This is a genomic window from Halomonas sp. TH-94 (genome assembly GCF_057473365.1).
Window position 1 is genome coordinate 1 of sequence record NZ_JBYCKL010000051.1, and the last position, 25616, is coordinate 25616.

21 protein-coding genes are annotated in these 25616 nt (G+C 64.1%); 11 read left to right on the forward strand and 10 right to left on the reverse strand.

Features of this window, described 5'->3' with window-relative positions; translation table 11 throughout:
• Positions 1 to 14: 14 nt before the first annotated feature.
• Positions 15 to 2480 carry a DUF1266 domain-containing protein gene (locus tag AC2VNO_RS09875; protein ID WP_486933976.1) on the reverse strand — a complete coding sequence of 822 codons (2466 nt, stop codon included), beginning with the start codon at positions 2478 to 2480 and terminating at the stop codon, positions 15 to 17.
• 193 nt (positions 2481 to 2673) lie between these two features.
• On the opposite strand from AC2VNO_RS09875, the gene AC2VNO_RS09880 reads away from it, so the two are divergent.
• The 3 genes from AC2VNO_RS09880 (at position 2674) to AC2VNO_RS09890 (ending at position 6919) form a co-directional block, all read left to right on the forward strand.
• Positions 2674 to 4119, forward strand: coding sequence for an NAD-dependent succinate-semialdehyde dehydrogenase (locus tag AC2VNO_RS09880; RefSeq protein WP_486933977.1), 1446 nt, complete (start codon positions 2674 to 2676; stop codon positions 4117 to 4119).
• Between the two features lie 33 nt (positions 4120 to 4152).
• The gene (gabT, locus tag AC2VNO_RS09885) at positions 4153 to 5445 is read left to right on the forward strand and encodes a 4-aminobutyrate--2-oxoglutarate transaminase (protein ID WP_228578292.1); all 1293 of its coding nucleotides are present in this window, start codon (positions 4153 to 4155) and stop codon (positions 5443 to 5445) included.
• A gap of 208 nt (positions 5446 to 5653) precedes the next feature.
• Positions 5654 to 6919 (forward strand): methyl-accepting chemotaxis protein, encoded by a 1266-nt coding sequence (locus AC2VNO_RS09890; protein ID WP_486933978.1) that lies wholly within the window; start codon positions 5654 to 5656, stop codon positions 6917 to 6919.
• Between the two features lie 65 nt (positions 6920 to 6984).
• Here the strand turns inward: AC2VNO_RS09890 and katE are convergent, their stop codons facing one another.
• Complete coding sequence (katE, locus tag AC2VNO_RS09895; RefSeq protein ID WP_486933979.1) at positions 6985 to 9135, reverse strand: catalase HPII; 2151 nt, start codon at positions 9133 to 9135, stop codon at positions 6985 to 6987.
• A 258-nt stretch (positions 9136 to 9393) separates the two neighbouring features.
• Between katE and AC2VNO_RS09900 the strand changes: the two genes are divergently transcribed.
• A complete protein-coding gene (locus AC2VNO_RS09900; protein ID WP_486933980.1) occupies positions 9394 to 10074 on the forward strand; it encodes a hypothetical protein in 681 nt (226 codons plus the stop codon).
• 80 nt (positions 10075 to 10154) lie between these two features.
• Here the strand turns inward: AC2VNO_RS09900 and AC2VNO_RS09905 are convergent, their stop codons facing one another.
• Positions 10155 to 10397, reverse strand: a complete 243-nt coding sequence (locus AC2VNO_RS09905; protein ID WP_228579444.1) for a GlsB/YeaQ/YmgE family stress response membrane protein — start codon at positions 10395 to 10397, stop codon at positions 10155 to 10157.
• Between the two features lie 86 nt (positions 10398 to 10483).
• A complete protein-coding gene (locus AC2VNO_RS09910) occupies positions 10484 to 11038 on the reverse strand; it encodes a DUF924 family protein (RefSeq protein WP_486933981.1) in 555 nt (184 codons plus the stop codon).
• 82 nt (positions 11039 to 11120) lie between these two features.
• On the opposite strand from AC2VNO_RS09910, the gene AC2VNO_RS09915 reads away from it, so the two are divergent.
• From AC2VNO_RS09915 to AC2VNO_RS09940, 6 genes are all read left to right on the forward strand, one after another.
• A complete protein-coding gene (locus tag AC2VNO_RS09915; RefSeq protein ID WP_486933982.1) occupies positions 11121 to 11312 on the forward strand; it encodes a hypothetical protein in 192 nt (63 codons plus the stop codon).
• 97 nt (positions 11313 to 11409) lie between these two features.
• Positions 11410 to 12432, forward strand: a complete 1023-nt coding sequence (locus AC2VNO_RS09920) for a GlxA family transcriptional regulator (RefSeq protein WP_486933983.1) — start codon at positions 11410 to 11412, stop codon at positions 12430 to 12432.
• Between the two features lie 19 nt (positions 12433 to 12451).
• Entirely contained in the window at positions 12452 to 13630 is a 1179-nt protein-coding gene (locus tag AC2VNO_RS09925) for an MFS transporter (protein WP_486933984.1), read from the forward strand.
• A gap of 26 nt (positions 13631 to 13656) precedes the next feature.
• Positions 13657 to 15048 carry a YcjX family GTP-binding protein gene (locus tag AC2VNO_RS09930; RefSeq protein ID WP_486933985.1) on the forward strand — a complete coding sequence of 464 codons (1392 nt, stop codon included), beginning with the start codon at positions 13657 to 13659 and terminating at the stop codon, positions 15046 to 15048.
• The gene (locus AC2VNO_RS09935; RefSeq protein WP_486933986.1) at positions 15045 to 16088 is read left to right on the forward strand and encodes a YcjF family protein; all 1044 of its coding nucleotides are present in this window, start codon (positions 15045 to 15047) and stop codon (positions 16086 to 16088) included. The genes AC2VNO_RS09930 and AC2VNO_RS09935 overlap by 4 nt, the downstream gene beginning before the upstream one ends.
• Before the next feature lie 102 nt (positions 16089 to 16190).
• Complete coding sequence (locus AC2VNO_RS09940; protein WP_228579454.1) at positions 16191 to 16631, forward strand: universal stress protein; 441 nt, start codon at positions 16191 to 16193, stop codon at positions 16629 to 16631.
• Positions 16632 to 16685: 54 nt separating this feature from the next.
• Here AC2VNO_RS09940 and AC2VNO_RS09945 read toward each other — a convergent pair whose 3' ends face one another.
• The 6 genes from AC2VNO_RS09945 to AC2VNO_RS09970 all read right to left on the reverse strand — a co-directional run bounded on the left by AC2VNO_RS09945 (position 16686) and on the right by AC2VNO_RS09970 (position 23305).
• The gene (locus tag AC2VNO_RS09945; protein ID WP_486933987.1) at positions 16686 to 17807 is read right to left on the reverse strand and encodes an ABC transporter ATP-binding protein; all 1122 of its coding nucleotides are present in this window, start codon (positions 17805 to 17807) and stop codon (positions 16686 to 16688) included.
• A 26-nt stretch (positions 17808 to 17833) separates the two neighbouring features.
• Positions 17834 to 18712, reverse strand: coding sequence for a carbohydrate ABC transporter permease (locus tag AC2VNO_RS09950; RefSeq protein WP_486933988.1), 879 nt, complete (start codon positions 18710 to 18712; stop codon positions 17834 to 17836).
• Positions 18705 to 19619, reverse strand: coding sequence for a carbohydrate ABC transporter permease (locus tag AC2VNO_RS09955; RefSeq protein WP_486934043.1), 915 nt, complete (start codon positions 19617 to 19619; stop codon positions 18705 to 18707). The genes AC2VNO_RS09950 and AC2VNO_RS09955 overlap by 8 nt, the downstream gene beginning before the upstream one ends.
• A 104-nt stretch (positions 19620 to 19723) precedes the next feature.
• On the reverse strand, positions 19724 to 20983 hold the full coding sequence (locus tag AC2VNO_RS09960) for an ABC transporter substrate-binding protein (RefSeq protein ID WP_486933989.1): 1260 nt from the start codon (positions 20981 to 20983) through the stop codon (positions 19724 to 19726).
• Positions 20984 to 21095: 112 nt separating this feature from the next.
• Positions 21096 to 22499, reverse strand: coding sequence for an ATP-binding protein (locus AC2VNO_RS09965; protein WP_486934044.1), 1404 nt, complete (start codon positions 22497 to 22499; stop codon positions 21096 to 21098).
• A gap of 83 nt (positions 22500 to 22582) precedes the next feature.
• Positions 22583 to 23305, reverse strand: a complete 723-nt coding sequence (locus AC2VNO_RS09970) for a response regulator (protein ID WP_486933990.1) — start codon at positions 23303 to 23305, stop codon at positions 22583 to 22585.
• A gap of 200 nt (positions 23306 to 23505) precedes the next feature.
• Here AC2VNO_RS09970 and AC2VNO_RS09975 point away from each other — a divergent pair, with 200 nt between their 5' ends.
• Positions 23506 to 25446: an exoribonuclease II gene (locus AC2VNO_RS09975; RefSeq protein WP_486934045.1), complete on the forward strand. Its 1941-nt coding sequence runs from the start codon at positions 23506 to 23508 to the stop codon at positions 25444 to 25446.
• Positions 25447 to 25616: the final 170 nt, after the last annotated feature.

Genomic DNA, 25616 nt, shown 5'->3' on the forward strand with positions numbered 1-25616 from the left:
GACGAGGGCGAGTACTAATGTAGCGTTTTGACATCACCGGGTAACGTATCGATATGCATGGGTGCCCAGTGCCTGGCTCTCGCACCCGGAAAGTCCAGGCTCGCCCAAGGACCCGCCAGGGGCGGCGCGCCGGAAAGCCAGGCGACGAGAGCCTGACGAAAGCTGGCCAGAAAGGCTTCACGCTCGGGTGTTTCGCCCATGAAGAACGAGAAACCGGTGTAGAGACCAGTGGCATAGGCTTCCCAACTGCCGTAATGGGTGGCTGCCAGCGCATGGGCACGCTCGAGCACGCTGCTGAAGGCTTCACCGTCGAGCCAACCCAGCTGACGCCCGGCAATGGCCAGGTCCACCGCCTGAGCCACGTCCCACGCGGTCATGTCCAGATCGTTGCAGCCATCGGTATCGTCGCGTACCCGCTGCAGGCGCAGCAGGTGGGTGCGGTCTTCTTCGCTGCAGTCGCCGCTGTCCAGCATCGCAATCTCCGATGCCAGCCGCTGCGAATTCAAGGTATAGGGTGCGTAATTGATCAGATACTCCTGACGATCGCCCGCCTCGAGCAGAAAATCGAGGAACTCGCTCAGCTCACGCTGCCCATGCAGGCCGTAATGGCCGTCGATCCACTCGCGGATCGACACCGCCTCGCGCTCGCTCTCGACATGCGGCTCGCTCCAGGCGGCATTGTTGAGCGGCCCTACCAGCGCCATTGCCGTAAAACGGGAAAGACTCGGGCGCGGCCCTGGCTCCTGCCACTGAGACGAACGCCAGTCCAGCCAGTGGAACGGGCTGCCAGGGTCCTCGAGGTGCCAGCGTATCTCGTTGACCAGCGGCGGATGCTCTCCCTCGGGGAGCAGTGCCTCCCACTGTGCCCAGGCCTCCAGCAGGCGCCGAGCGTCCGGATAGAACCGACACAGGGTGCCACGCAGGGCATCGGCAAGAGCCGCCAGCGCCTGGGAGTCGAACGCCTCGCTGTCCATGGCCATCTGAAGATAGAAGGCGTACTTCTCGGCCATGTGGATGGTCGCCGCGTGGCGACTGCCCTTCTTCAGCGCCTCGAGCGCAGCGCGGTCTGAGGATGCGGGGCGGCCAAACGGGGTCTCGGTGCCAGGCAGGGCGCCATGGGCGGCATCGGCAGCCAGCTGATTGAGGTGATGCGCCTGCGCGGGCAGCCAGTAACGCGTCAAGGCTTCCACGCCCTCATCGGGATGCAGGCCGAGAGTCTCTTCGAGATAGCGTAACGCCTCGTCGCGCCTCTCCTTGGAGACCCCGATGGCGACTCCTTGGCGCATGCCGTACTCGGGCTCACGAACCGAAGCGATCGCCAGCACCCAGTGCCTGGCCGATTGCCGCCAGGCCTTGATCGATTTCCGCGAGGCCTCGCGCTCTTCTTCATCGAGCAGCTGCGGCAACGGCACCCGCCAAGGGCTGACCGGAGCATTCAGCAACAGCTCCCAGTCGCGCTGCATGTCACTCAACCGGTCACGCCCTTCGAACAGGCTGCAGCCCCGCTGATAGGCACGTGCCAGCGCCGTCCAATCACTATAGCGGCGCGTGATCAGATCGGCGGCATGGGTGGCCAATGCCTGGGCCTCGGCGACCTCAAGCCATCCGGCGCAGGCGCCGGCCCAAGCCAGATCGACCAATCGCAGCCAGTCCCAGGCCGCCCACTCCAGCGGCTCACCGCGCTCCACGAAAGCCAGCAGCACACGGCCGTAGTCTCCCTCGGTCGCCTCGAGTCCGGCCAGCCAATCCTGCCGCTCCGCGCTGGAAGCCGCCAACAGGCGAGCCGCATCGAGATCCCAGCCCTGCCGATGGCCGTAACCGGCCAACCACAGCAGGCTCTGAATCAGGTCGTCGCGCCCCTGCAGCTGCCAGAAGCGGCCCATCCATTCGATGACGTCGGGCCAATCCATCTCACCGGGGGGGACATCCAGTATCGGTGAAAAGGCCGCCCTCAGGCGCCATACCCCTTCATCCGGTGCATTGGGCCAAAGCGTCTGGCTAGCGTCATTACGCTGGTGGGCGACCCATTCGGACACGGCCCCCCAGGTAACGCCTTCGCCATCGCGCTCGAGCGCCGCCAAGGCTTCACAGGCGTCACAAAAGCCATCGTCGCCACGTACCCAGCCCTCACTACTCTTGGCGTGCCGCAGCGCCTCGAGCCAGGCATCGAGATTGGCGTGGCGGCTGGTGATCTCCTCGGCCAGCCGCACCAGCCAGCTGCGCAGGCGCGGCTGGCTGAGCCAGTTGGCCGACCCAGCCAGAGCGATCAGCTCGAGAGACGACAATAGACGAGCAGGATCGGCCGTCTCCGTACCAAAGGCTTCGATCAGCCGCCAGCCCAGCTCACCGCGATCGGTAACGCCGAGCGCATGCAGCCTGGCACTGGCCACGTGGGCCTCGATCATGTCGGGCTCGGGCTCGAAAGCCCAGTCACACAGGACCAGCTGCTGAGCCCACCAGGCGGAAAGGGGATCGACCAAGTCTCACCTCGACGTTCTAACTGCATAAGGGGTGGCTAAGGCCACCCGAACCGGCGCTTAGTGTAGCGGAAAGCGTCGCGCGCGCCGATGACCTGGCAGAGGAAAAAAGCGTGTCTCGCCCCTCTTCGGCTCTTGGCTGGGCGTTTTAAATAATGCACACTCACGAAACAAGATAATCAACACCGGAGCCTCCATGTCCCTCCCTGACGACATCTTCAGCGACAAGGCGTATATCAATGGTCAGTGGCGCGACGCCGAACGGCGTTTCACCGTGACCAACCCCGCCAACGGCGAGACACTAGCCAGCGTGCCTGACCTCACTGCAGACGATGCTCGGGAAGCCGTAGCGGCAGCGCAAGCGGCCTGGCCGGCCTGGCGGCGCCAAACCGTGAAGCATCGCTCTGCCCTGCTGCGCGCCTGGTTCGATGCCATCATGGCCCACCAGGAGTCGCTGGCCCGTCTGATGACACTCGAGCAAGGCAAGCCGCTGGCGGAATCCCGCGGCGAAGTGGCTTATGGCGCCTCTTTCGTGGAGTTCTATGCCGAACAGGCCAAGCGCATGGCCGGCGAGACCCTGCCGAGCCACGGCGTCGACAAGCGCATCCTGGTATTTCGCGAACCGATAGGCGTGGTGGCGGCGATCACGCCGTGGAATTTCCCACTGGCGATGATCACCCGCAAGTGCGCGCCCGCCCTGGCAGCCGGCTGCCCGGTGGTGATCAAGCCTGCCGAGGCCACGCCGCTGACCGCGCTCGCCCTGGCCAAGCTCGCCGAGGATGTCGGCTTCCCTGCCGGGGTGCTCAACGTGATCACCGCAAGCCGTCCCGCCGAGATCGGAGAAGTGCTGACCACCGACCCAAGAGTACGCAAGGTCTCCTTCACCGGCTCCACTGCAGTGGGCAAACGTCTGCTCGCCCAGTGTGCCGGAACGGTAAAGAAAGCGTCCATGGAGCTCGGTGGCAACGCGCCCTTCATCGTTTTCGACGACGCCGATCTGGACGCTGCCGTGGAGGGCGCAGTGGCATCGAAATATCGCAATTCGGGCCAGACCTGCGTCTGCACCAACCGCCTGCTGGTTCAGGACGGCATCTACGACGCCTTCGTCGAAAAACTCGCCACCCGCGTGGCCCAGCTCAAGGTAGGCGACGGCCTCGAGGATGGCGTGGTCCAGGGCCCGCTGATCAATCAGGCGGCGGTAGACAAAGTGCAGTCCCACATCGCCGATGCCCTGGAGAAAGGCGGCCGGCTGGTGTGCGGTGGCAAGCCCCATGCCTTGGGCGGCACCTTCTTCCAACCGACGGTGGTGGCCGACGTCACCGAGGAGATGCGTGTGGCACGCGAGGAAACCTTCGGCCCGCTGGCGCCGGTATTTCGCTTCGAAACCGATGAGCAGGCCGTCGCCATGGCCAATGCTACCGAATTCGGCTTGGCGGCCTATTTCTACGCTCGCGACTACCGCCGGATCTGGCATGTGATGGAGGGGCTCGAATATGGCATGGTGGCCGTCAACGAGGGAATTCTCTCCACTGAGCTTGCGCCCTTCGGTGGCGTCAAGGAGTCGGGGCTGGGCCGTGAGGGCTCACACCACGGCCTGGATGAATTCACTGAACTAAAATACGTTTGTGTCGGCGGCTTGTGATCGCCAGCAGTGTCTTTCCAAGGAGGTAGACAAATGAACAACGCACAGCTCAACGAACTCAAGCAGCGCTATGTCGCCAACGGCGCCGCCAGCCCCGCCACCCAGTTCGCCGATCGCGCCGAGAACGCACTGATCTGGGACGCCGACGGCAACCGCATCATCGATTTCGCCGGCGGCATCGGCGTGCTCAATATCGGCCATCGCCACCCCAAGGTGGTGGAAGCCGTCAAGGCGCAGCTCGACCGCGTCATGCATACCTGCCAGACCGTGATGCCCTATGACGGCTATGTGAAGGTAGCCGAGCGCCTGAGCCAGATCACTCCCGTTCGCGGCCACGCCAAGGTGATGCTGGCCAATTCCGGTGCCGAAGCGCTGGAAAATGCGGTGAAGATTGCCCGTGCCGCCACCGGCAAGAACAACGTGATCTGCTTCGACGGCGGCTACCACGGCCGCACGTTCATGACCATGGCCATGAACGGCAAGGTCGCGCCCTACGCCACCGACTTCGGCACCATGCCAGGCAACGTCTTCCGCGCCCCCTACCCCGTGCCCTATCACGGCGTCAGCGAAGACGAGGCGCTGCGCGGCCTCAGGATGACCCTCAAGACTGACGCCAACCCCCGCGATACCGCCGCCATCGTGCTCGAGCCGGTGCTCGGCGAGGGCGGTTTCTACCCGGCACCGGCCAGCTTCCTCAAGGCCATTCGCGAGATCTGCGACGAGCACGGCATGCTGATGATCGTCGACGAAGTGCAGTCGGGCTTCGGTCGGACCGGCAAGATGTTCGCCATCGAGCACAGCGGCGTCGAGCCGGACATCATCACCATGGCCAAGAGCATGGCCGCCGGCATGCCGATTTCCGCCGTGGTCGGCACCGACCGGGTGATGGATGCTTCCGGGGGCAACTCCCTGGGCGGCACCTACACCGGCAACCCGCTCTCCTGCGCCGCCACCCTGGCCGTGCTTGACGTCTTCGAGGAGGAGAACATTCTCGAGAAGAGTCAGGCGCTAGGGGACAAGCTGGCCAAGCGCTTCTCCCAGTGGCAGAGCGATTTCGACTGCGTCGACAATGGCCGCACCATGGGCTCAATGGCAGCCATCGACCTAGTGTCTGACAAGGCCAAGCACACGCCGAATGCCGATCTGGCCGCCGCGCTGTGCAAGAAGGCTCGTGAAAAGGGGCTGATACTGCTCTCCTGCGGACTGTACGGCAACACCATCCGCTTCCTGATGCCGGTCACCATCGAGGACGAGATACTCGAAGAGGGCCTGGAAATTGTCGAAGCCGCTCTCAAGGAGCTGGTCGGCAGCAAGGCTACCGCTTGATCCTTATCCTTGCTAAGTGCTGACCGTTACCAGCCCTACCCGCAAGACCCCGCCCTACCCGCAGCAACACGAACCTGGCCAGCGCATCGCTGGCCAGGTTCAGCCCCCTTTATTTCAAACTACTGTTTAAGTCAAGTAAAAAAAAGTAAAGTTTTGCTTCAGCGGGCCGATAAGCGAGTAAGCCCACCCTGAGCTGAGGTAATTTTCGATGAACTGGCTGCCCCCGACTTCCCGCTCTGCCAAGATGGCAGCCATCAAGCAAAGCATGGCCTATGTGGAGTTCACTCCTGAAGGGGAAGTGGTGGATGCCAATGCGCTCTTTCTTTCATGCATGGGCTACTCCCTCGACGAGATAAAGAAACAGTCCCATCGAATATTCTGTTCGGAGTCCCTTCTAAAGAGCGGGAGCTATTCGCGCTTCTGGGATGAGCTTGCCCAAGGCATCCAGCAAGCGGGGACTTTTCAGCGTATCGCCAAGTCCGGCGATACGGTCTGGCTCGAAGCGACCTATTGTCCGGTGCGCGATCGCAGCGGCAAGGTCACGGGCGTCATCAAGATCGCCCTGGACGTTACCGCCAAACAGCAGGAAGCACTCTCCAAGGAAGCCGTGCTCAGTGCCCTCGATGCCTCCATGGCGGTCATAGAGTTCACGCCGCAAGGCGAGATCCTGAGGGCCAACAGCAACTTCCTCAAGGCGTTGGGCTACACTGCCGCCCAGGTCATAGGACAGCACCACCGAATCTTCTGTGATGATCTCTTCTATCGGCAGAACCCGGATTTCTGGTCCAAGCTGAGCGCCGGGCAGTTCAATGCCGGGCAATTCGAACGCTTTACTTCATCAGGCGAATCGATCTGGATCGAAGCGACGTATAACCCCGTTTTCGATATCGATGGTAACGTCTTCAAAGTGGTGAAATTCGCCACCGACATCACACCGCGCATTCGCCAAGCTGAGGCTGCGCGCGAGGCCGTCGAATCGGCAAGCAGCGTGGCAACGCAAACCGAGCAGATTGCCGTCAGCGGCCTGGAGCGCCTGGGTGAAGCGGTCGACGACTCCGAGCGGGCCAACCAGGAGATCGTCAGCCTCGAGGAAATACTCAACCAGCTCAATGCCCAAGCCAACGATATCAACCGGATTACCGCAGCGATTTCACGGGTAGCCGAGCAGACCAACCTGCTTTCGCTCAATGCCGCCATCGAAGCCGCACGCGCGGGCGAACATGGCAAGGGTTTCGCCGTGGTTGCCAGCGAAGTACGCAAACTAGCTCAGCAGGCGGGAGGAGCCGCTGCCGATATTACTCGGGTGCTGAGCCAAAACGCCGAGCTGACCCTGGCCGCCACGAACAAGATTTCGCTGGCATCATCGCAAAGCAGTTCAACCCAGCAGAAGCTGTCCGAGGTCACCCGAGTGGTTCATGAAATGCTGGAAGGTGCCAAACAGGTATCGAGTGCCGTCGAACGCCTGAACACCTGATGCCCGCCAGGAGAGCGTCCCGCCAGGGGAGATTCAGCGGGACGCTCGTCTTGGCGTTACGAAGTTCACGCCGGCATATCGTTCGCCTTGGCATCGCGCGACCACACCCGATGCTGTCCCATGGCATCACGCAACGCGGTGAATACATCGTCCACCGCCGCGCCTGTCAGCACGCCCTCTTCGCCGGTGGGAACTCCCGCCGCGTCCAGTAACACCTTGCCGTCACCCACGGCGGCAATGGCCTTGAGGTGTTTGTAGGCTTCCTGCACGTAATAGCGTCCAAGCCCCGACTGGGCGAGCGCGTCAACGCTATCGCTGCCACCGGGCACGATAACCGCATCCACCGCCACCGAAGGCATGCCGTTGAGCATGGCATCGGGCGTGACGCTCTTGCCACCGGCAGCCTTTACCGGCGCCATGCTAGGAGCGATGACCAAGCCCTCGGCTCCTTCCGCCTCGAGCTTCTTCTTGAGCGTCTCGACCTGATCGGCATCGACACCGTCAGCGGCCAGGATCGCCACCTTGCGGAACTGGATGTTGCCTGGCAGGCGGGCCATCAGGCTCAAGGCGGGCGACTCGAGCTGGCTGCTCTTGCCCAGCTGCTCGGGTACTGCAGGTTTCTCGGTAGGCGCCTCGATGCCGTGCTCCTCACCTACTCGGCGCGCCAGCTCAAGGTCGATGTTGGGGAGTATCTCCTTGATCACCCGCTCGCGAATCCAGGGCCGCTGAACCTTGGACAGTTCGAAGGTATAGGCCGCGATGATGTGCTCCTTCTCCACCTCGGTCTGGCTGTTCCAGAACAGCGTGGCCTGGGAGTAGTGGTCGCCGAACGAAGGGCTGCGGGCACGTACCTTGTGTGCGTCGATGCGCTCGTAATAGGACTCGAAGCCGCCGTTTTCAGGCCCCGCCGGGGTCTCAGTGGGCCAGCCGTCATCGATCGAGTTGGGCTCATAGGAAGCCTGACCCTTGTTGATGGTCTGGCGGTGCATGGAGTCGCGCTGATTGTTGTGCACCGGACAGACCGGCTGGTTGATGGGGAGCTCGTTGAAGTTGGGCCCACCCAGGCGCAGCATCTGGGTATCAAGATAGGAAAACAGTCGACCCTGTAGCAGCGGGTCGTTGCTGAAATCAATCCCCGGCACGATATGGGCGGGATTGAAGGCCACCTGCTCGGTCTCGGCGAAAAAGTTATCCGGATTGCGGTTGAGCACCATTTTGCCGATGGGGATTACCGGCACCAGCTCCTCGGGAATGAGCTTGGTGGGATCGAGCAGATCGAAGTCGAACTTGTGCTCGTCCTCTTCCTCGATGACCTGAATGCCGAACTCATATTCGAGAAAGTCGCCGTTCTCGATATCCTCCCACATCATGCGGCGATTGAAATCGGGATCGCGGCCCCACAGCTTTTGCGCTTCGTCCCAGATCAGCGAGCAGGTGCCAGCCAGGGGCTTCCAGTGGAACTTGACGAAGCGCGACGTACCCAGCCTATCGATCAGGCGGAAGGTGTGCACGCCGAAGCCTTCCATGTTGCGATAGTGGCGCGGGAAGGCGCGGTCGGACATGGTCCACAGCACCATGTGAGTCGACTCCGGCATCAGCGAGACGAAGTCCCAGAAGGTGTCATGAGCCGATTGTCCCTGGGGGATTTCATTATGCGGCTCTGGTTTCACCGCATGAACGAAGTCGGGAAACTTGATCGCATCCTGGATGAAGAACACCGGCATGTTGTTGGCCACCAGGTCCCAGTTGCCCTCGTCGGTATAGAACTTGGTGGCGAAGCCGCGCACGTCGCGTACCGTGTCGTTGGAACCGCGCGCGCCCTGAACCGTGGAGAAGCGCACGAACACCGGCGTCTTCTTGGCCGCATCTTGAAACAGCCCTGCCTTGGAGTACTGAGCGGCGTTCTCGTAAGGCTGGAAGTATCCGTGCGCCGCGGCGCCGCGCGCATGCACGATGCGCTCCGGAATGCGCTCGTTGTCGAAATGGTTGAGCTTCTCGCGGAAGATGAAGTCCTCGAGCAGCGTCGGTCCCCGTTCGCCCACCTTCAGCGAATTATGGTTGTCGGCAATACGCGCACCATGATTGGTCCGCAGGTCGTGCCCCGTGGCATCGCTACGATACTTTTCCAGGGCTTCGGACTTGCTGTGTTCGGTCGTCTTGAAGTCCGTGTCGTTGGGCTTGCCACTATTCGAGGTGGTGTGGGGGTTCTTCGCCATGCTCGAGCTCCTTTAGGCGTGTCGGTCCGTCCATATCTGCATCAAGCGATGCTCTGCCATGGCCTATTGGCTCTGCGCAGATCTTCTAGCATCGACATTCAAGGTAGCTTCGCCTGCCGGAGTCGCCAATCAGCCAAGGCTATCGGAACAAAAGAAAACATTTATCGGCTTAAGCCCACACGCTTGCCTGCCGATAATGCAAGCGACGAGACGAAGCGGCGCTGCACCGCAAATCAAGAAAAAACGAGGAACGAGCTGATGAAAAGGATGACCGCCACCGGCCTGGTCGCCACCCTGTGCCTGCTTGGCACGGCGCACACGCATGCCCAGGAGACCCGTCTGACCCTGGGAGCCGTTGCCGGGACCACCGGCGTGGGCGCCGACGTGGCGTGGCGCTTCACCGATCGTCTAGGGGTCTCGGCGCGCTACACCGGCGGGCTGGAGTGGAACACCGACTACAGCACCAGCGACGTCGACTACGACGGCGACGTCAACCTGGCGGCCAGCAAGCTGACGCTGGACTATTACCCCTTTGCCGGCGGTTTCTTCCTCAGCGCCGGTCTCATGCTGTCGGATATCGATGCCGACATCGTGGGCCGCCCGCGCCATGACCTCAACATCGACGGCCAGAGCTTTTCGGCCGACGAGATCGGCACTCTGAATGGCACCATGACCCTCGCCGACGGCGTGCAGCCCTATGCCGGGGTGGGCTGGCGACAGTCGCATCGCAGCGGCTTCGGCGTGTTCGCCGAAGTCGGCGTGATTCCCACCGATCCGGACGTATCGCTGAGAACGTCGATCGGCTACGAGGACACGGACCTGCCAGGAGCGGGACTCTTGCGCCAGGAGCTTCGCCAGGAGGAGCGTCGACTCGAGGACGAGGCCAAGAAATGGCCGGTCTACCCGGTGGCCGTCATCGGTGTGAGCTATACCTTCTAGCCTTCATCTGCTCGCGAACCTACGGCGCACATGAATCGGCCCGGGCGACAGCCCGGGCCGAAGCTTCTTACCCTTCCTGGCTACGCTTGGCGTACCTTGGAAATGATCCACAGCAGCACTACCGCGCCCACTGTCGCCGTGACCAGCGAGCCGACGAAGCCTCCAGCCTGCAGCCCTAGCAGACTGAACAGGAAGCCACCGATCACGGCTCCCACGATACCTACGCCGATATTGGCCAAGATGCCGAATCCACCACCCCGCATGATGTTGCCAGCGATCCAGCCCGCCAACCCACCGATGATCAGCCAGGCAATAAGTCCCATGTCGTCTCTCCTCTCCCTTTGATCGTTTCATGCCCCTTGAGGGGAATAGGCTGGTGCCCATGCGCAGCTTACCAGCAAAGAGTAGCTCAGAATGACGAACCCGGCTGTTCGAGAAAGGTGAGTTCCTCTGCGCTGGACTCACGCCCGAGTATGGCGTTGCGATGAGGATAGCGCCCAAAACGCAGCAGAATGTCCCGATGCAGGTGCTCGAAGCGCAGGTTGTCTTCCAGCCCCGGCTGGTCGAACAGCCGCAGCGCTTCGTCGTGCACCTTGAGCGATTCGCTGTGCATGTAAGGCATATAGAGGAAACTGCGCCAGGAGACCGCGAGCGCCTCGTCCGCCCCCTGGGCAACGGCCTCCTGGGCCAGAACCAACGCCATGGCATCCTGGGCGAATGCTCTGGGTTCGTCGCGATAGAGATTGCGCGAGAACTGATCGAGAACCAGAATTTCGGCCAGTCGGCCCTGTGGCGTGTCGCGCCAGGACCATAGCTCGCCCTCCGCTGCTGCGGCATGCAGCGCGCCAAAGCGCTCGCGAATCATGCCGTCGAGCCCGGCATCCTTACGAAACCACTGGGCTGGCTCGAGCTCCTCGAACCAGAACCCGATCACCGCGTCGCGGTCGGGCAAGCCCTCGCTCATGTCGTGTCCTCCTGATCAACGGTCCTGATATCATGGACTTGAGGCACGCTTTTTTCACCCTCCGCTTATCACGGGAGACACCATGACGCCCATGCTCGGCATGTTCACCTTCGTCTTCAATCTCATCGGTCTGGTGATCTGCCTTCTCGGCCTGACCCTGGCCCAGCGCCGGGAGAAGCGCCAGCAGAAACGCTGGCCGGGCTATGCTCTGGCCGGGCTCGGCTTTCTCGTTGCCACCACCCCGCTGTGGGTCCAGGGCCTGTCGGGCCAGTGAAAGGAAAACCGGGATGTCCTTATCGGTGGGATATTCGTCATTGCAGACATGCCCGAGCCGATGGAGACTCGTAAACGTCTCGTCGTGAGAGATCGCCATGTCGCGCTCCATCGCTCTCCTCGCCTACCCCGATTGTCAGCTGCTCGATGTCACCGGTCCGTGGCAGGTCTTCGCCTCGGCCAATGACCTGAGCGGCCGTGTCCTCTATCGCCTGCACTTGGCTGCCGATGCGCCGGGCAGCGTGGCGACCAACAGCGGGCTTCCCTTGCTGGCCGACACCGCTTGGCGCGACCTCTCGACGCTTGGCGCACTGGATACGCTGATCGTTGCCGGTGGGCGCGGTGTCGCCGCCCAGCGTCAGCGTCCGGAGCTGCTCGATGTCCTACGCAGGCAGGCACGGCAGGTTCGCCGGCTGGGCTCGATCTGCACCGGCGCCTTCCTGCTCGCCGAATCCGGGCTGCTGGATGGCTACCAGGCCACCACACACTGGCGGTACTGCGCCCAGTTGGCCAACGAATACCCCTCGATCGAGGTCGTACCCGATGCTTTGTATGTCGAGTCTGGCGGCCGCTTCACCAGTGCCGGCGTCACCGCCGGCATCGACCTGGCCCTGTCGTTGCTCGAAGCCGACCACGGCAGCGCCCTGGCCGGGCAGGTCGCCCGCGAGCTGGTACTGTTCCTGCGCCGTCCCGGCGGACAGTCGCAGTTCAGTGAAATACTGGCCACCCAGCACCGCGCCAGCGGAGCGCTGCGCCGGCTACTCGATCGGCTCCATGCCGACCCCAGCGCTCCCCATCGCCTGGAAGAGCTGGCCGAATCGATAGGTGTCACACCGCGCCACCTGTCGCGCCTGTTCCGCCAGCAGCTCGCCACCACCCCGGGCACCTACCTGACCCGATTGCGCCTGGAACAGGCCCGCCTGGCCCTGGTGGTCAGCGAACGTCCGCCGCCGCTGGAGCGTCTCGCACGCCAGTGGCAGCTCGGTGGTGCCGAGCAGCTGCGACGATTGTTCCAACGGCACTATGGCATTTCCCCCACGCTGTATTACCAGCGCTTCGGCCCAACAGCTCAAGCCATCGTCTCTTCAGCTACCGCGCATTCTGCCTCGAACGGTAGATAAACGCCTCCAGGAGGCCATCATGCCCTTCAATGTCATGCTGCTGTCGCTGTGCCAGGCCCTGCTGGTAAGCGGCAACATTCTGTTGATCGCGATCTCACCGCTGATCGGCGCACGTCTCGCCCCCGACCCGGCATGGTCCACCGCACCGGTCGCCACCCAATGGCTGGGGTTGATGTGCGCCACCATTCCCGCCTCGCTGATCATGGCCCGGCTGGGGCGTAAGCGCGGCTTCCTGCTGGGCAATTCGCTCGGACTCGTGGGCGTGGTGGTGGCCGCCCAGGCCCTGGTGGCCGAGGCCTTCATGCTCTTCATGCTGGGCACCTGGCTGATCGGCATCGGCATCGGCTTCGGCCAGCTCTACCGTTTTGCCGCCGTGGAAGCCGCTCCCCTGGCACTGCGCGACAGAGCCATCGGTCTGGTGATGGGTGGCGGCGTGCTGGCCGCCTTCTTCGGCCCCTGGCTGGCTCGCATCAGTCGCGAAGCGGCCGTCACGCCCTTCCTTGGTAGCTTCATCGGGCTGGGAGCGCTCTACCTGGTGGCCTTGCTGGTATTGCTGATAACTCGGCTGCCCCCGCCCGAGAAGACCCATGGCGACGGCCAGCCGCGGGCGCTCGGCGAGATCGTACGTCAGCCGGTATTCGTAGTGGCTGTGCTCTCCGCACTGATCGGCTACGGCGTGATGAACCTGGCGATGACCGCCACCCCGCTGGCAATGGCCGGGGCCGGCCATCACTTCGACCATGTCGCCACCACGATCCAGTGGCACGTGCTGGCGATGTTCCTGCCCTCGTTCGCTACCGGACACCTCACGGCGCGCTTCGGCGCCCCCCGCATGATCGTCGCAGGCTGCGTGTTGCTGGCAGCCAGCGGCCTGGCCGCCCAGATCGAGGCCGGCGTGGCGGGTTTTCATTTCGCGCTGATCCTGCTCGGGCTGGGCTGGAACTTCACCTTCCTGCCGGCCACCGGGCTGCTCACCGAGGCGTATCGGCCGGTGGAAAAGGCTCGCACCCAGGCCGCCAACGAGTTCCTGGTGTTCTCCACCGTGGCGATCACTGCCTTGCTGGCAGGCCCACTGGTGAACCTGCTCGGCTGGACGCTGCTCAATGCCGTATTGGTGCCGCTGTCGCTGGTACCGATCGCACTGCTGGCCTGGCAGCGCCTTGCCAGACGCCGCCAAGACCCTCACATTAGCGGCTGACACTGCTGTGAAGGAATTTCTCGCCAATGCGCCAGTCGCTCACTCGGGAGCTGACCAACCTGATCGAACGCGGCCGCGACCGTCAGCTGCGCCTGGCGGTCACCGGGCTCTCGCGGTCGGGCAAGACCGCCTTTCTCACATCGCTGGTCAACCAGCTGCGCCATGCCGGGCTGGAGGCACGCCTGGACCTGATGCCTGCGGCTCGCGAGGGACGCCTGCTGGGCGCTCGCCGGGTCAGTCAGCCCGATCTCGGCGTACCGCGCTTTCCCTACGACCAGGCCATGGCGGCACTCGACGGCCAACCCCCGGCCTGGCCCGAGCCGACACGCGGCATCAGCGAACTGCGCCTGTCGATCCGCTACCGCCCGGCACGGCGCGGCTTGCTGCGCAGCGAAACCGCCGAACTCAACCTCGACCTGTTCGACTACCCCGGTGAATGGTTGCTCGACTTGCCGCTGCTGGGGCATGACTACCTGAGCTGGAGTCGCGCCATGTTGGACGGTGCCGGGCAACAGCGCCGTGCTCTGCTCGCAGAGTGGGAGCGACTCGCTGCCAGACTCGACCCTGCCGCTGAAGCCAATGAAGCCGAACTTGCCGATGTCGCCGCGCTTTATGCCAGGAGCTTGCAGGCGGCCCGAGAAGCAGGCTTTGCCAATTTGCAGCCGGGCCGCTTCCTGCTGCCCGGTGATCTCGACGGTGCACCGGTGCTGCAGTTCTTTCCCTTACCGGCACTGGCCGATGCTGACGATTCAGCGCTGGCCAAACTGCCGCCGGAGAGCGTCTATGCCACCCTGGCCGCCCGCTTTCGCCACTATCAGCAGCATATCGTGCGGCCTTTTTATCGCGACCACTTTCGCCGCTTCGACCGTCAGATCGTGTTGGTGGACGTGCTCGGTGCGCTGAATGCCGGGCCGGAGCGCTTCGAGGACCTCTCCCAGGCGCTGGCCACGCTGATGCAGAGCTTCGACTATGGCAAACGCAGCCTGCTCTCACGGATGTTCGCGCCGCGCATCGACCGCCTGGCGATTGCCGCCACCAAGGCCGACCACGTCACGCCCGAGCAGCATGCAAAGCTCAGCGCCCTGCTCGAGGCGCTGCTTGCCGAACCGCTGCAGGACCTGCGCTATGCCAACGTGCCGGTGAAGGCACTATCGCTGGCCGCAATACGCGCGACTGAAGCACATGAAGTGAGCCATCAGAACGTACGTACCCCGGCGCTGCGCGGCACCACCCTCGAAGGCGAAGAGGTGCTGGTGTTTCCCGGCGAGGTTCCGGCAAAGTTGCCCGAGGCCGAATTCTGGTCCCGCCAAGGGTTCGATTTCCGCGCCTTCCGCCCCGCTCCTCGTGAAGGCGGCGCCTTACCCCACATTCGGCTCGATGCCGCACTGGACTGGCTGATCGGAGACAAGCTGAAATGAGCGATCGCCGTGACGAACCGCAGGGCGACGACCCGCAGCCGGCCCGTCGCTTCACCCTCGACGAGCCGATGGCACCCGGCGAGTCGCCGCGCCCCCGCCTGGACTTCGACAGTCAGCTACCCAGCCGGGCGGTGGAAGCCCCCTCGACAAGCCGGCCTGAACGCGACCTGGAGGCTAGCCTTGGCCGTCCACGCAAACGTCGCTGGGGGTTGCTCGCGCTGCTCGGTGGGGGGATCGTCCTGGGGAGCGTCGAGCTGGCCCTGCGATTGCCCGCCGCCCTGCTCGGCGGTGACTGGCTCAGCGGCGCCTGGCACCTGCTGGGGCTGAGTGCCGTCGCTCTGGGTGCCGGAGCGCTGCTGCGTGAAGCCTGGCGGCTGCGCCGGCTGAAGCGACATGACGCCCTACGCACCCAGCTGGCCCGGCTACCTGACGTGGATGCTGCTGAAGCGCTGGACTTGGCGAAGGTACTCAAGCGGCAGCTGCGCCTGGACGACGATCACCCCCATTGGCAGGCATTCGTGGCCGCCCGGGAGCCGCATCACGGCGGCGCCGAAATCCAGCAGCTCCTGGCTCATCACCTGTTGGCCCCCCGCGACCGTCAAGCCCGACGCATGATATCGCGCATGGCCGGAGAAACGGCGGTGATGGTGGCGGTGAGTCCGCTGACACTGGTCGACATGTTCCTTGTGGCATGGCGCAGCCTGGCCATGATCGACCGTATCTGCCGCCTGTATGGCCTGGAACTGGGTTACGCCAGCCGCCTGCGCCTGCTGCGCAACGTGCTCTACAACATGGCGTTTGCCGGGGCCACCGAGATGGCCAGCGATGCCGGCGTGGAACTGCTCTCGCTGAATCTGGCCGGACGCCTCTCGGCGCGCGCTGGCCAGGGCATGGGGGTGGGCCTGCTCACCGCCCGTCTCGGGCTGCGCACCCAGCGCCTGACCCGTCCGCTGGTGTTCGCCGAGGGCGAAGCGCCGCGTATGGCCGACTTGCGCAGCGAGCTCTGGCAGCAGCTGCGGCGTCTGGAAAAACCGGAGTAGCGGGCCTATCGGGGCCTGACTTGATCCCGGTCATGACACTTGCGCCAACAGGCGTTACGCTCTTAGTACGCCATGACTCAATTCGCGCAGAAGGAAAGCACCATGTTCAAGTCCATCCTGGTACCCGTCGACGGATCCGAAGGCGCCAAGAAAGCGCTCGACGTTGCTTGTCAGCTGGCCACTCAAGCCGATGCCACTCTGCATGTGCTGCATATTCCCGAGGAGCTCTCCCACGAGACGACCCTGGTCTGGGGAATCGGCGCCATCGCCATCGAGGCCTCCCGCCAGGAGCGCGAAGATATCGGCAAGCAGGTCGTCGACAAGGCAGCCGAAGCGGCGCGCGCCAAGGGCGTGACCCAGGTCGAGACGGTGATCGGCCAGGGCGACCCCGCACGCACCATCGTCAGCGAAGCGCGCCGTCGCGGTGTCGAAGCCATCGTCATGGGCAGCCGTGGCCTGAGCGACCTGCGCGGGCTGGTGGTGGGCAGCGTGTCGCACAAGGTCAGTCACGTCGCCGAATGCACGGTAATCACCGTGCGCTGAGCCGGCCCCGCACGAGGCCGCCGGCCTACGGGCCGGGGGCCTGGCATCATCGCCTCAGGCCAGGCGCCTTTCCGTCTCGCTGTCGAACAGCACTGCACGGCCCATGTCGATGCGCAGTGCCAGACGCTCGCCCGCCTTCGCCCGACACTTGGGGCCGACCCGCGCCGTGACCTCACCCTCGCCCAGCTTCAGCTGCAGCAGTATGTCGGCTCCGGTGGGCTCCACCACGCCGATACGCGGCGTGAACGCCACGCCTTCGGCAAACTCGCCGAGCCGGGCGTCATCCTCGGCGAAATGTTCCGGTCGCAGCCCAAGAATCACCGTCTGCCCGATCCGCTCGGCCATGACCGGTGTTTCGCGCTCACGCGGCCAGGGGAGCCGCAGGCTCTCCTCCCCCGGCGTGTCCACACGCAGCCGGTATTCCCCCGCCTGCGCCTCCAGCGTGGCGGCAAGAAAATTCATTGAGGGCGACCCCATGAAGCCGGCGACGAACAGATCCACGGGATCGTTGTAAACCTCGTCGGGGGAGCCTAACTGAAGAATCCGGCCATCGCGCATGACCGCAATGCAGTCGGCCAGCGTCATCGCCTCGATCTGATCGTGGGTGACGTAGACGATGGTGGTCCCCAGGCGCTGGTGAAGTTTCTTGATTTCGGTGCGCATGTCCACGCGCAGCTTGGCGTCCAGATTGGAGAGCGGCTCGTCGAAGAGATATACCTTGGGCTCGCGGGCCAGGGCGCGGCCCATGGCGACGCGCTGGCGCTGGCCGCCGGAGAGCTGCGAGGGCTTGCGCTCGAGCAGATGAGAGATCTGCAGCAGGTCCGCGACGCGTTCCACCGCTGCCTCACGCTCGGCCTTGGGCACCTTGCGCATCTCCAGGCCGAAGCTGATGTTCTGGCGCACCGTCATGCTCGGGTAGAGCGCGTAGGACTGGAACACCATGGCGATGTCGCGCTCCGCCGGGGTCTGCCAGGTGACGTCCTCGCCGGCAATGCGGATCTCGCCGGAGGTGACCGGCTCGAGCCCGGCGATGGCATTCATCAGCGTCGACTTGCCGCAGCCGGAGGGACCCACCAGGATCAGAAACTCCCCGGAGTCGATTGCCAGGCTGACGTCCTTGAGCACCTGCTCGCTGCCGAAATCCTTGCATACGTTGTTGATTTCAAGCGCTGCCATGTCGAAAACCTCATGTTGTGCGTTGCTCAGCCCTTGACCGAGCCGGCCGTGAGACCGCGGACGAAATATTTACCTGCCAGTACGTAGACGATCAGCGTGGGCAGCGCGGCGATCATCGCCGCCGCCATGTCGACGTTGTACTCACGCGCCCCGGTCGAGGTATTGACCAGGTTGTTGAGTGCCACCGTGACCGGCTGGGTGTTATGGGCCGAAAAAGCCACGCCGAACAGGAAATCGTTCCAGATCTGGGTGAACTGCCAGATCACCGATACCACGATGATCGGGGCCGATACGGGCAGCAGGATGCGCCAGAAGATGCGGAAGAATCCGGCACCGTCGAGCTTGGCCGCCGACACCAGCTCGGTGGGCACCGCCACGTAGAAATTGCGAAAGAACAGCGTGGTAAAGGCGATACCGAAGATGACGTGGACCAGGATCAGACCTGCACGGGAGCTCGACAACCCCAGCCAGCCCAGCGTCTGCGCCATGGGCAGCAGCACCACCTGGAACGGAATGAAGCAGCCGAACAGCATCAACGCGAAGAGCAGCTCCGAGCCCTTGAAGCGCCACTTGGTCAGGGCATAGCCATTGAGCGCGCCAATCACCGTGGATATCAGCACCGCCGGCACCACGATGGCGATGGAGTTGAGAAAGTAGACTCCCACCCCCTCGCAGCGCATGCCGGTGCAGGCCTCGCCCCAGGCCTTGGACCAGGGGGCGAGCGTAGGTTCCCGGGGCAGTGAGAGCAGCGTACCGGGGGTGATTTCGGCCAGCGGCTTGACCGAGGTGATCAGCATCACCGCGAGCGGCAGCAAGTAGAACAGCGCGGCCAGTAACAGTACGGCATACAGGGTGACGCGACCCAGCCGAGCCCCCAGGGTACGGTGACGAATGACGTTATCCATGGCGGCGGTTCCTCAGCTCGGAGTAGAGATAGGGAATCAGAATCGCCAGCACGCCGCCCAGCATCAGCATGGCGCTGGCCGAACCCAGCCCGATCTGCGCCCGAGTGAAAGCGTGGGCGTACATGAAGGTGGCCGGCAGATCCGAGGCGTATCCCGGCCCGCCGCCGGTGAGCGCCACCACCAGGTCGAAGCTCTTGATGGCGATGTGAGAGAGGATCATCACCGCGCTGAACACCACCGGACGCAGGCACGGGATGACCACCCGCCAGTAGATACGCGGCAGGCTGGCACCGTCGAGCTGAGCGGCCTTGAGAATGCTGTCGTCGATGCCGCGCAAGCCGGCGAGAAACAGCGCCATGACGAAACCGGAAGCCTGCCACACCGCGGCGATCACCAGGGTGTAGACCGCCATGTCGGGGTTCACCAGCCAGTCGAAGCGGAAGTTTTCGAAGCCCCAGCTACGCACCATGGCCTGTATGCCCAGGCCTGGATTGAGCAGCCACTTCCACACCACGCCGGTGACGATGAACGACAGCGCCATGGGATAGAGATAAATGGTGCGCAGCGCGCCCTCCTGACGGATGCGCTGGTCCAGCAGAATGGCGAGCACGAGCCCCAGGGCCAGGCAGATCGCCACGAAAAGGCCGCCGAACACCACCAGATTGGTCGACGCCACCCACCAGCGGTCGTTGGCCATCAAGCGTGCGTATTGGGCGAAGCCGACGAACTCGTAGCTGGGCAGCATGCGAGAGTTGGTCAGCGAAAGAATGAAGGTCCACAGCATGAAGCCGTAAACGAAGAGCAGCGAAATGGCGACCGACGGTGCCAGTACCAGTTTGGGCAGCCAGGCCTGCAGCACACCGGCATGGCTGCGCCTGGCGCCGGCGCCTAATGCCGGCTTCGCCATGGAACGCGACAGGGTCATAACGTTAACCTCGAACGTGAGCGGCGTGCCACCGGGGGCCGGGGCTGGATATTGGCGGCCCGGCCCCATCTAGAGGCAGGGCAGGCCTAGAGAGCGGCCTGGGCGGCATTCACCATGCGCCGGGCGGCCTCTTCGGCGGCCATGTCACGCGAATTGAAGTAGTTGGTCACCACGTCGAAGATGGCGCCCTGCACGTCGGCACGCACCGCCATGCCGTGGGCCATGCTGGGTACCAGGCCGCCTTCGTCAGCGGTACGCTGGAAGTCATCCATGGAGCGCTGAGCGCACTGGTCGAACTCGCCCATGTCGAGATCGGGGCGAGCCGGAATGGAGCCCTTGGCCTGATTGAAGGCCTCCTGGAAAGTCGGCTCCAGCACTAGCCGCGCCAGGGCATGCTGGGCTTCTCGCTCCTCGCCCTCGACGCGGAACATAGCCAGGCTGTCGATATTGAAGGTAAAGGCGTCCTGAGTGCCCGGCGCCGCGGCGCACAGGTAGTCCTCGCCGGCGGTGAGCCCGGCGGCGGTGAATTCTCCCTTGGCCCAATCGCCCATCAGTTGCATGCCGGCATCGCCGTTGATGACCATGGAGGTTGCGACGTTCCAGTCGCGGCCGGACATGTCGTCATCCATCAGCTCGCGCAAACGCTTGAAGGTTTCCAGCGCCTCGACCATCTGCTCGCTGCCCAGGGCGTCTTCATCGAGTTCGACCAGCGCCTGCCGGTAGAACTCGATGCCGCCGGTGGCCAGCAGCACGCTCTCGAACGCGGTAGCGTCCTGCCAGGCCTGGCCGCCGTGGGCCAGGGGGATGAAGCCTGCCTCGCGAATCGCCGCGCCGGCCGCGAACAGCTCGTCGAGGGTGGTGGGCATTTCCACACCGGCCTGCTCGAGCACCTCGGGATTGGCCCACAGCCAGTTGACCCGATGCACGTTGACCGGCACCGCCACGTAGTGGCCATCGTGACGCATGATCTCTGCCACCGTCGGCGGCAACAGTTCATCCCAGCCTTCGGACTCGGCCACCTCGTCGAGCTCCCCTAGCAGGCCAAGCTCGCCCCACTCCTGGATCTCCGGGCCCTTGATCTGTGCCGCCGACGGCGGGTTGCCCGACATGGCACGGGACTTGAGCACCGTCATGGCGGTTTCACCGCCACCACCGGCCACGGCGAAGTCCTCCCAACCGTAGCCTTCGGCTTCCATCAGATCCTTGAGCACATTGGCGGCGCGTGCTTCACCGCCGGAGGTCCACCAGTGCAACACTTCCACCTCGGCGGCATGGGCACTGGAGAACGTCAGCGAAGCTGCCGCGGCCATGGCCAGGGCGAGAGTCGACTTGTCGAACGAGGTCATTGGCATGCTCCTGCTGTTGTTATTGAGACCGGCCGTAACCGGAGTATCAGTAACGTTAACCGAGGGCAGCCAGGCATGGGGTTACCTAGTCCTGCAAAGCATTGCGACACTATTACAACGGCGTAACATCTCGCGATCGCGGCAGCATCAGGGTGACTTCGAGCCCGCCCTGGGGATGGTTGGCAAGCGTTATGTCGCCGCCCATGGCACGGGCGATATGCCGAGCGATGCCCAACCCGAGGCCGCTGCCTCCCGTGTTACGGCTGCGTGAGGGTTCCAGGCGCACGAAGGGGGCAAAGACCCGCTCGCGCTGGGCCTCGGGGATACCGGGGCCATGGTCGCGGATGACGACCGACAGCCGCCGCGGCGAGTCGATCAGCGTCACCTCGGCAAGCCGGCCGTAGAAGACGGCATTCTCCAGCAGATTCGCCAGGCAGCGCTTGAAGGCCAGCGGCTTTATCCAGAGCGTTTCGGCATCTCCCCAAACGCTAACCTCTCCATCCTGCAACGCCAGCTCACCGGCCAGCTCTTCGAGCACGGCTCGCGGGTACACCTCCTCTACCGCCTCGTGCAGGTCGAAGCCCTTCACCGATGCCAGCGCCCCCTTGACCAGCAGATCGAGCTCATCCAGCGAGGCACAGAAACGCTCGCGCTGCACCGGATCGTCGAGCATCTCGGCGCGCAGGCGCAGCCGAGTGATGGGTGTCTTGAGGTCGTGGGAAATGGCCGAAAACAGGCGCTCACGTTCGTCGACCTGTTCGCGAATGCGCTCCTGCATGCGGTTGAACGCCACCGCCGTGGCCGCCACCTCGCGCGGCCCGCTCTCACGCAGCGGCGGTGCATCGAGATCATTGCCGAGCTGGCGCGCCGCCCGCGACAGCCGTGCCAGTGGCCGGGTAACGCTGCGAATGCCGAGCAGCGACAAGCCGATCACCGTGAGCAGGACCATCAGGCTCGCCAGCAGCCGCTCGCCGGATAACCAGCCGTGCTCGTTGAACAGGTCGGGTACCGGCAGCAGGGTGGCCACGTAGAGCCAGGTGTCGGCACCGAGCTCCATCTGCACCACCAGGATCGGCGGCGACAGCGGTTCCATCAGCAGGCTGTGCTGGCCCCAGCGCGGCGGCAGGTCGTGAAGCAGCACCTCATTGTTGTAAACGCGCAGCGTCTCGGCACGGGAGAACTCCACCAGCACATCGTCGATATTCAGCTCGGCGGTGAGGATCTCACGGAAGTTGTTTACCACCAGCGTCTTTTCCGGCCCCGAGCCGATGTCCTCGACCGGAATGCGGCGTTCGTTGACGCTGACGAAAAAGCGCGTACCGCCCATGTTGCGCAGCTGATCGAGAACGATATGGCGGTATTCGAAGGGCAGCGAACGAAAGAAGCGCATGGTCGACGCCACGCTGTAGGCAACGTTGCGCGACAGCTCGTCGAGCTGCTCGAGTTGGCTGGAGCGCACCTGGGAGGTCCATACGACATAGCTGGCCAGCTGGGCGGACAACACGCCGACGAGCATGATCAGCACGAAGCGTCCGCGCAGGGTACGCGGCAGAAAGCGCGCCAGGCGTCGCTGCCAGCGACGCCGGTAGCCCTCGTCGCTCACGTCAGCGCTTCGACCCGGGCGGTGAAGACGTAACCCGCGCCGCGGACGGTACGAATCATCTGATGATAATGCGCGTCCTCCCCCAGCCGCTGACGCAGCCGACAGACGTGCACATCGATGGAACGATCCAGCGGTGGGGCGGTACGACCGCGGGTCAACTCGTACAGCGCCTCCCGCGACAGCACCTGTTCAGGGCGTTCGAGGAAAACCTGCAGCAGCTGGAAGTCGGCGCCGGAAAGCGGCGTGCGCCGTTCTCGCTCATCGATCAATTCGCGAGTCATGCGATCGAGCCGCCAGCCACCGAAGGCCACCAGCCGGGCGCGGGCCGGGTCCGCGGGCGAACCGCCGCGGGAGCGGCGCAGCACCGCCTTGATACGCGCCAGCAATTCACGTGGATTGAACGGCTTGCCCAGGTAGTCGTCTGCACCCAGCTCCAGGCCGAGAATGCGATCGGTTTCGTCGGCGCTGGCGGTGAGCATGATGATCGGCACCTCGCTGGTACGGCGGATGTCGCGGCAGATGGTGAAGCCATCGTCGCCGGGCAGCATGATATCGACGATCAGCAGGTCGGGGCTTTCACTCGTCAACAGACGATGCAAGGCATCGGCATCCTCGGCGGCCAGGGCGCGGTAGCCGTGACGTCCCAGATAGTCGACCAGCAGTTCGCGGATCTCGGGGTCGTCGTCGACCACGATCAGTGTGGCGGGCGTTGTGGTCATCGTCGTCCGATGGCTGAGGCGCTGTCTCGGCAGCGTCCGGGGTATTGTCGTTATGGGCTCGATGATGGGCAAGCTGGGGCGAGGCGGCAAGAGGCCCTAGACCAACGTCGCACAATTTTCCGTGAGCGGCACGCCAGCGTTTGGCGCCGGCCCCCGGAATCCGTATAGTGGCCCTCCTATCCCGCCACACGTTCGTGATCATGCTGCAGAATAACCCGCTGCTCGCCCAGCTCAAGCAACAGATTCGTCAGACCACGCCCCGTGCCGAAGGCGTGATCAAGGCCACCGACAAGGGCTTTGGCTTCCTCGAGACCGATGACGGCCAATCCTACTTCGTGCCACCGCCGGCGATGAAGCTGGTGATGCACGGCGATCGCGTCCAGGCCGTGATTCACGAAAATGGCGACAAGACTTCCGTCGAGCCGGATGCGCTCCTCGAGGCGGGCCTGAATCGCTTCATCGCCCGGGTGCAAAAGCGCGAAGGTCGGCTGGCGGTGGTGCCCGACCACCCTTCGATCAAGAACGTGCTGAAGTCCCGCATCAAGAACAGCCTCGACGAAGCGAGCATCGGCGACGCCGACTGGGTCGTGGCGCGTCTGGTACGCCACCCGCTCAAGCCTGAAGATCGGGCTTTCTTCGCCCAGATCGATGAGCTGGTCGCCAAAGCCGACGATCCCGCCGTGCCGTGGCGCGTCACCCTGGCCCGCCACGCCCTGGAGCAGGAGTGCCCCGAGGCCGGCAGCGACTGGCCCCTGCGCGATGAAGGCCTCGAGCGCGAAGACCTTACCGCCGAGCCCTTCTTTACCATCGATGGCGAAAAAACCCGCGACATGGACGACGCGCTGCGAATCGAACCGCGGGAGGAAGGCGGCTGGCGGCTGACGGTAGCCATTGCCGACCCCACCGCCTATGTCGAAGAGGGCCATGCCGCCGACCTGGAAGCGCGCACGCGTGCCTTCACCGTCTACCTGCCGGGCCAGAACGTCACCATGCTGCCGGAGCAGCTGGCCGATGATCTGTGCTCGCTGCGCGAAGGCGAAGAGCGTCCGGTGCTGGCCTGTACGCTGAATGTGGAGGCCGATGGCAGCCTCGGCGACTACCGCTTCTTTTCCGCCACCATGCGTTCCAAGGCCAGGCTGGTCTATGACCGTATCTCCGATTGGCTGGAAGGTCAGGGCGATTGGGCCCCGGCCGAGGAGATCGCGGCCCAGCTTCGCGCCCTTCACGACATGACAGAAGCACGCAGTGCCTGGCGCGCCGAGCATGCGCTGGTATTCAAGGATCGTCCCGACTACGCCTTCGTGCTCGACCCGGCAGGCAACGTCCTCGACGTACGCGTCGAGGAGCGACGTATCGCCAACCGCATGATCGAGGAGTCGATGATCGCGGCAAACGCCTGCTGTGCCGATTACCTCGCCGAACACGTCGGACACGGCATCTTCAACGTGCACCGCGCCTTCGACCCGGAAAAGGCCGAGGCCGCACATGAGTTTCTTACCGCCCAGCAGGTGGAGGTCGAACTCGAGGCACTCTCCGAGCTGCCGCGCTACAAGGAGCTCAAGCGCGCGCTGGAGAGCCGCGACGACGCCTGGCTCGATGCGCGCCTGCGCCGCTTCCAGGGCTTCACCAGCATGTCCGCCCGCCCCGGCCCGCATTTCGGCCTGGGTCTTTCCGCCTACGCCACCTGGACGTCACCGATCCGCAAGTACGGCGACATGGTCAATCACCGGCTGATCAAACGCGTACTCAAGGGCGAACAGGCCCCGGCGGAAGCGACCCAGGCGCTGACAGAGCAGCTGACCGAACGCCGCAAGCTCAACCGCATGGCCGAGCGCGATGTCAAGGACTGGCTCTACGTGCGCTATCTGACCCCCGCCGCCAAGGCCCAGGAAGCCTTCGAAGCGGAGATCTTCGGTATCAGCCGCGGCGGCATGCGCGTACGCCTCACCGCCAACGGCGCGACCGCCTTCGTACCGGCTCCGATGCTGCACAGCGACCGCGACAAGGTGGTCATCGACGACAAGGAGGGCCGTATCCAGGTCGAGGGCGAAGAGCGTTACAAACTCGGCGACGTGATACGCGTGGAGCTGATCGAGGCGCGCGAGGAGACCCGTTCGCTGGTGGCACGCCCTGCCGTATGAAGTGAAGACGGGTGGCCTCGAACGATGCCACCCGTCTTGTCGACAAGCATGATCTAAAGCAAGAATTGGCACTCTGCTGCAGCGCTTTTTCACTCGCTTTACATTCCCCGGTTGTGGCACTTTTACGTGAGAAAAATAGTGCCGGGGAAAAGCCCTTCACCCGGCCTCGC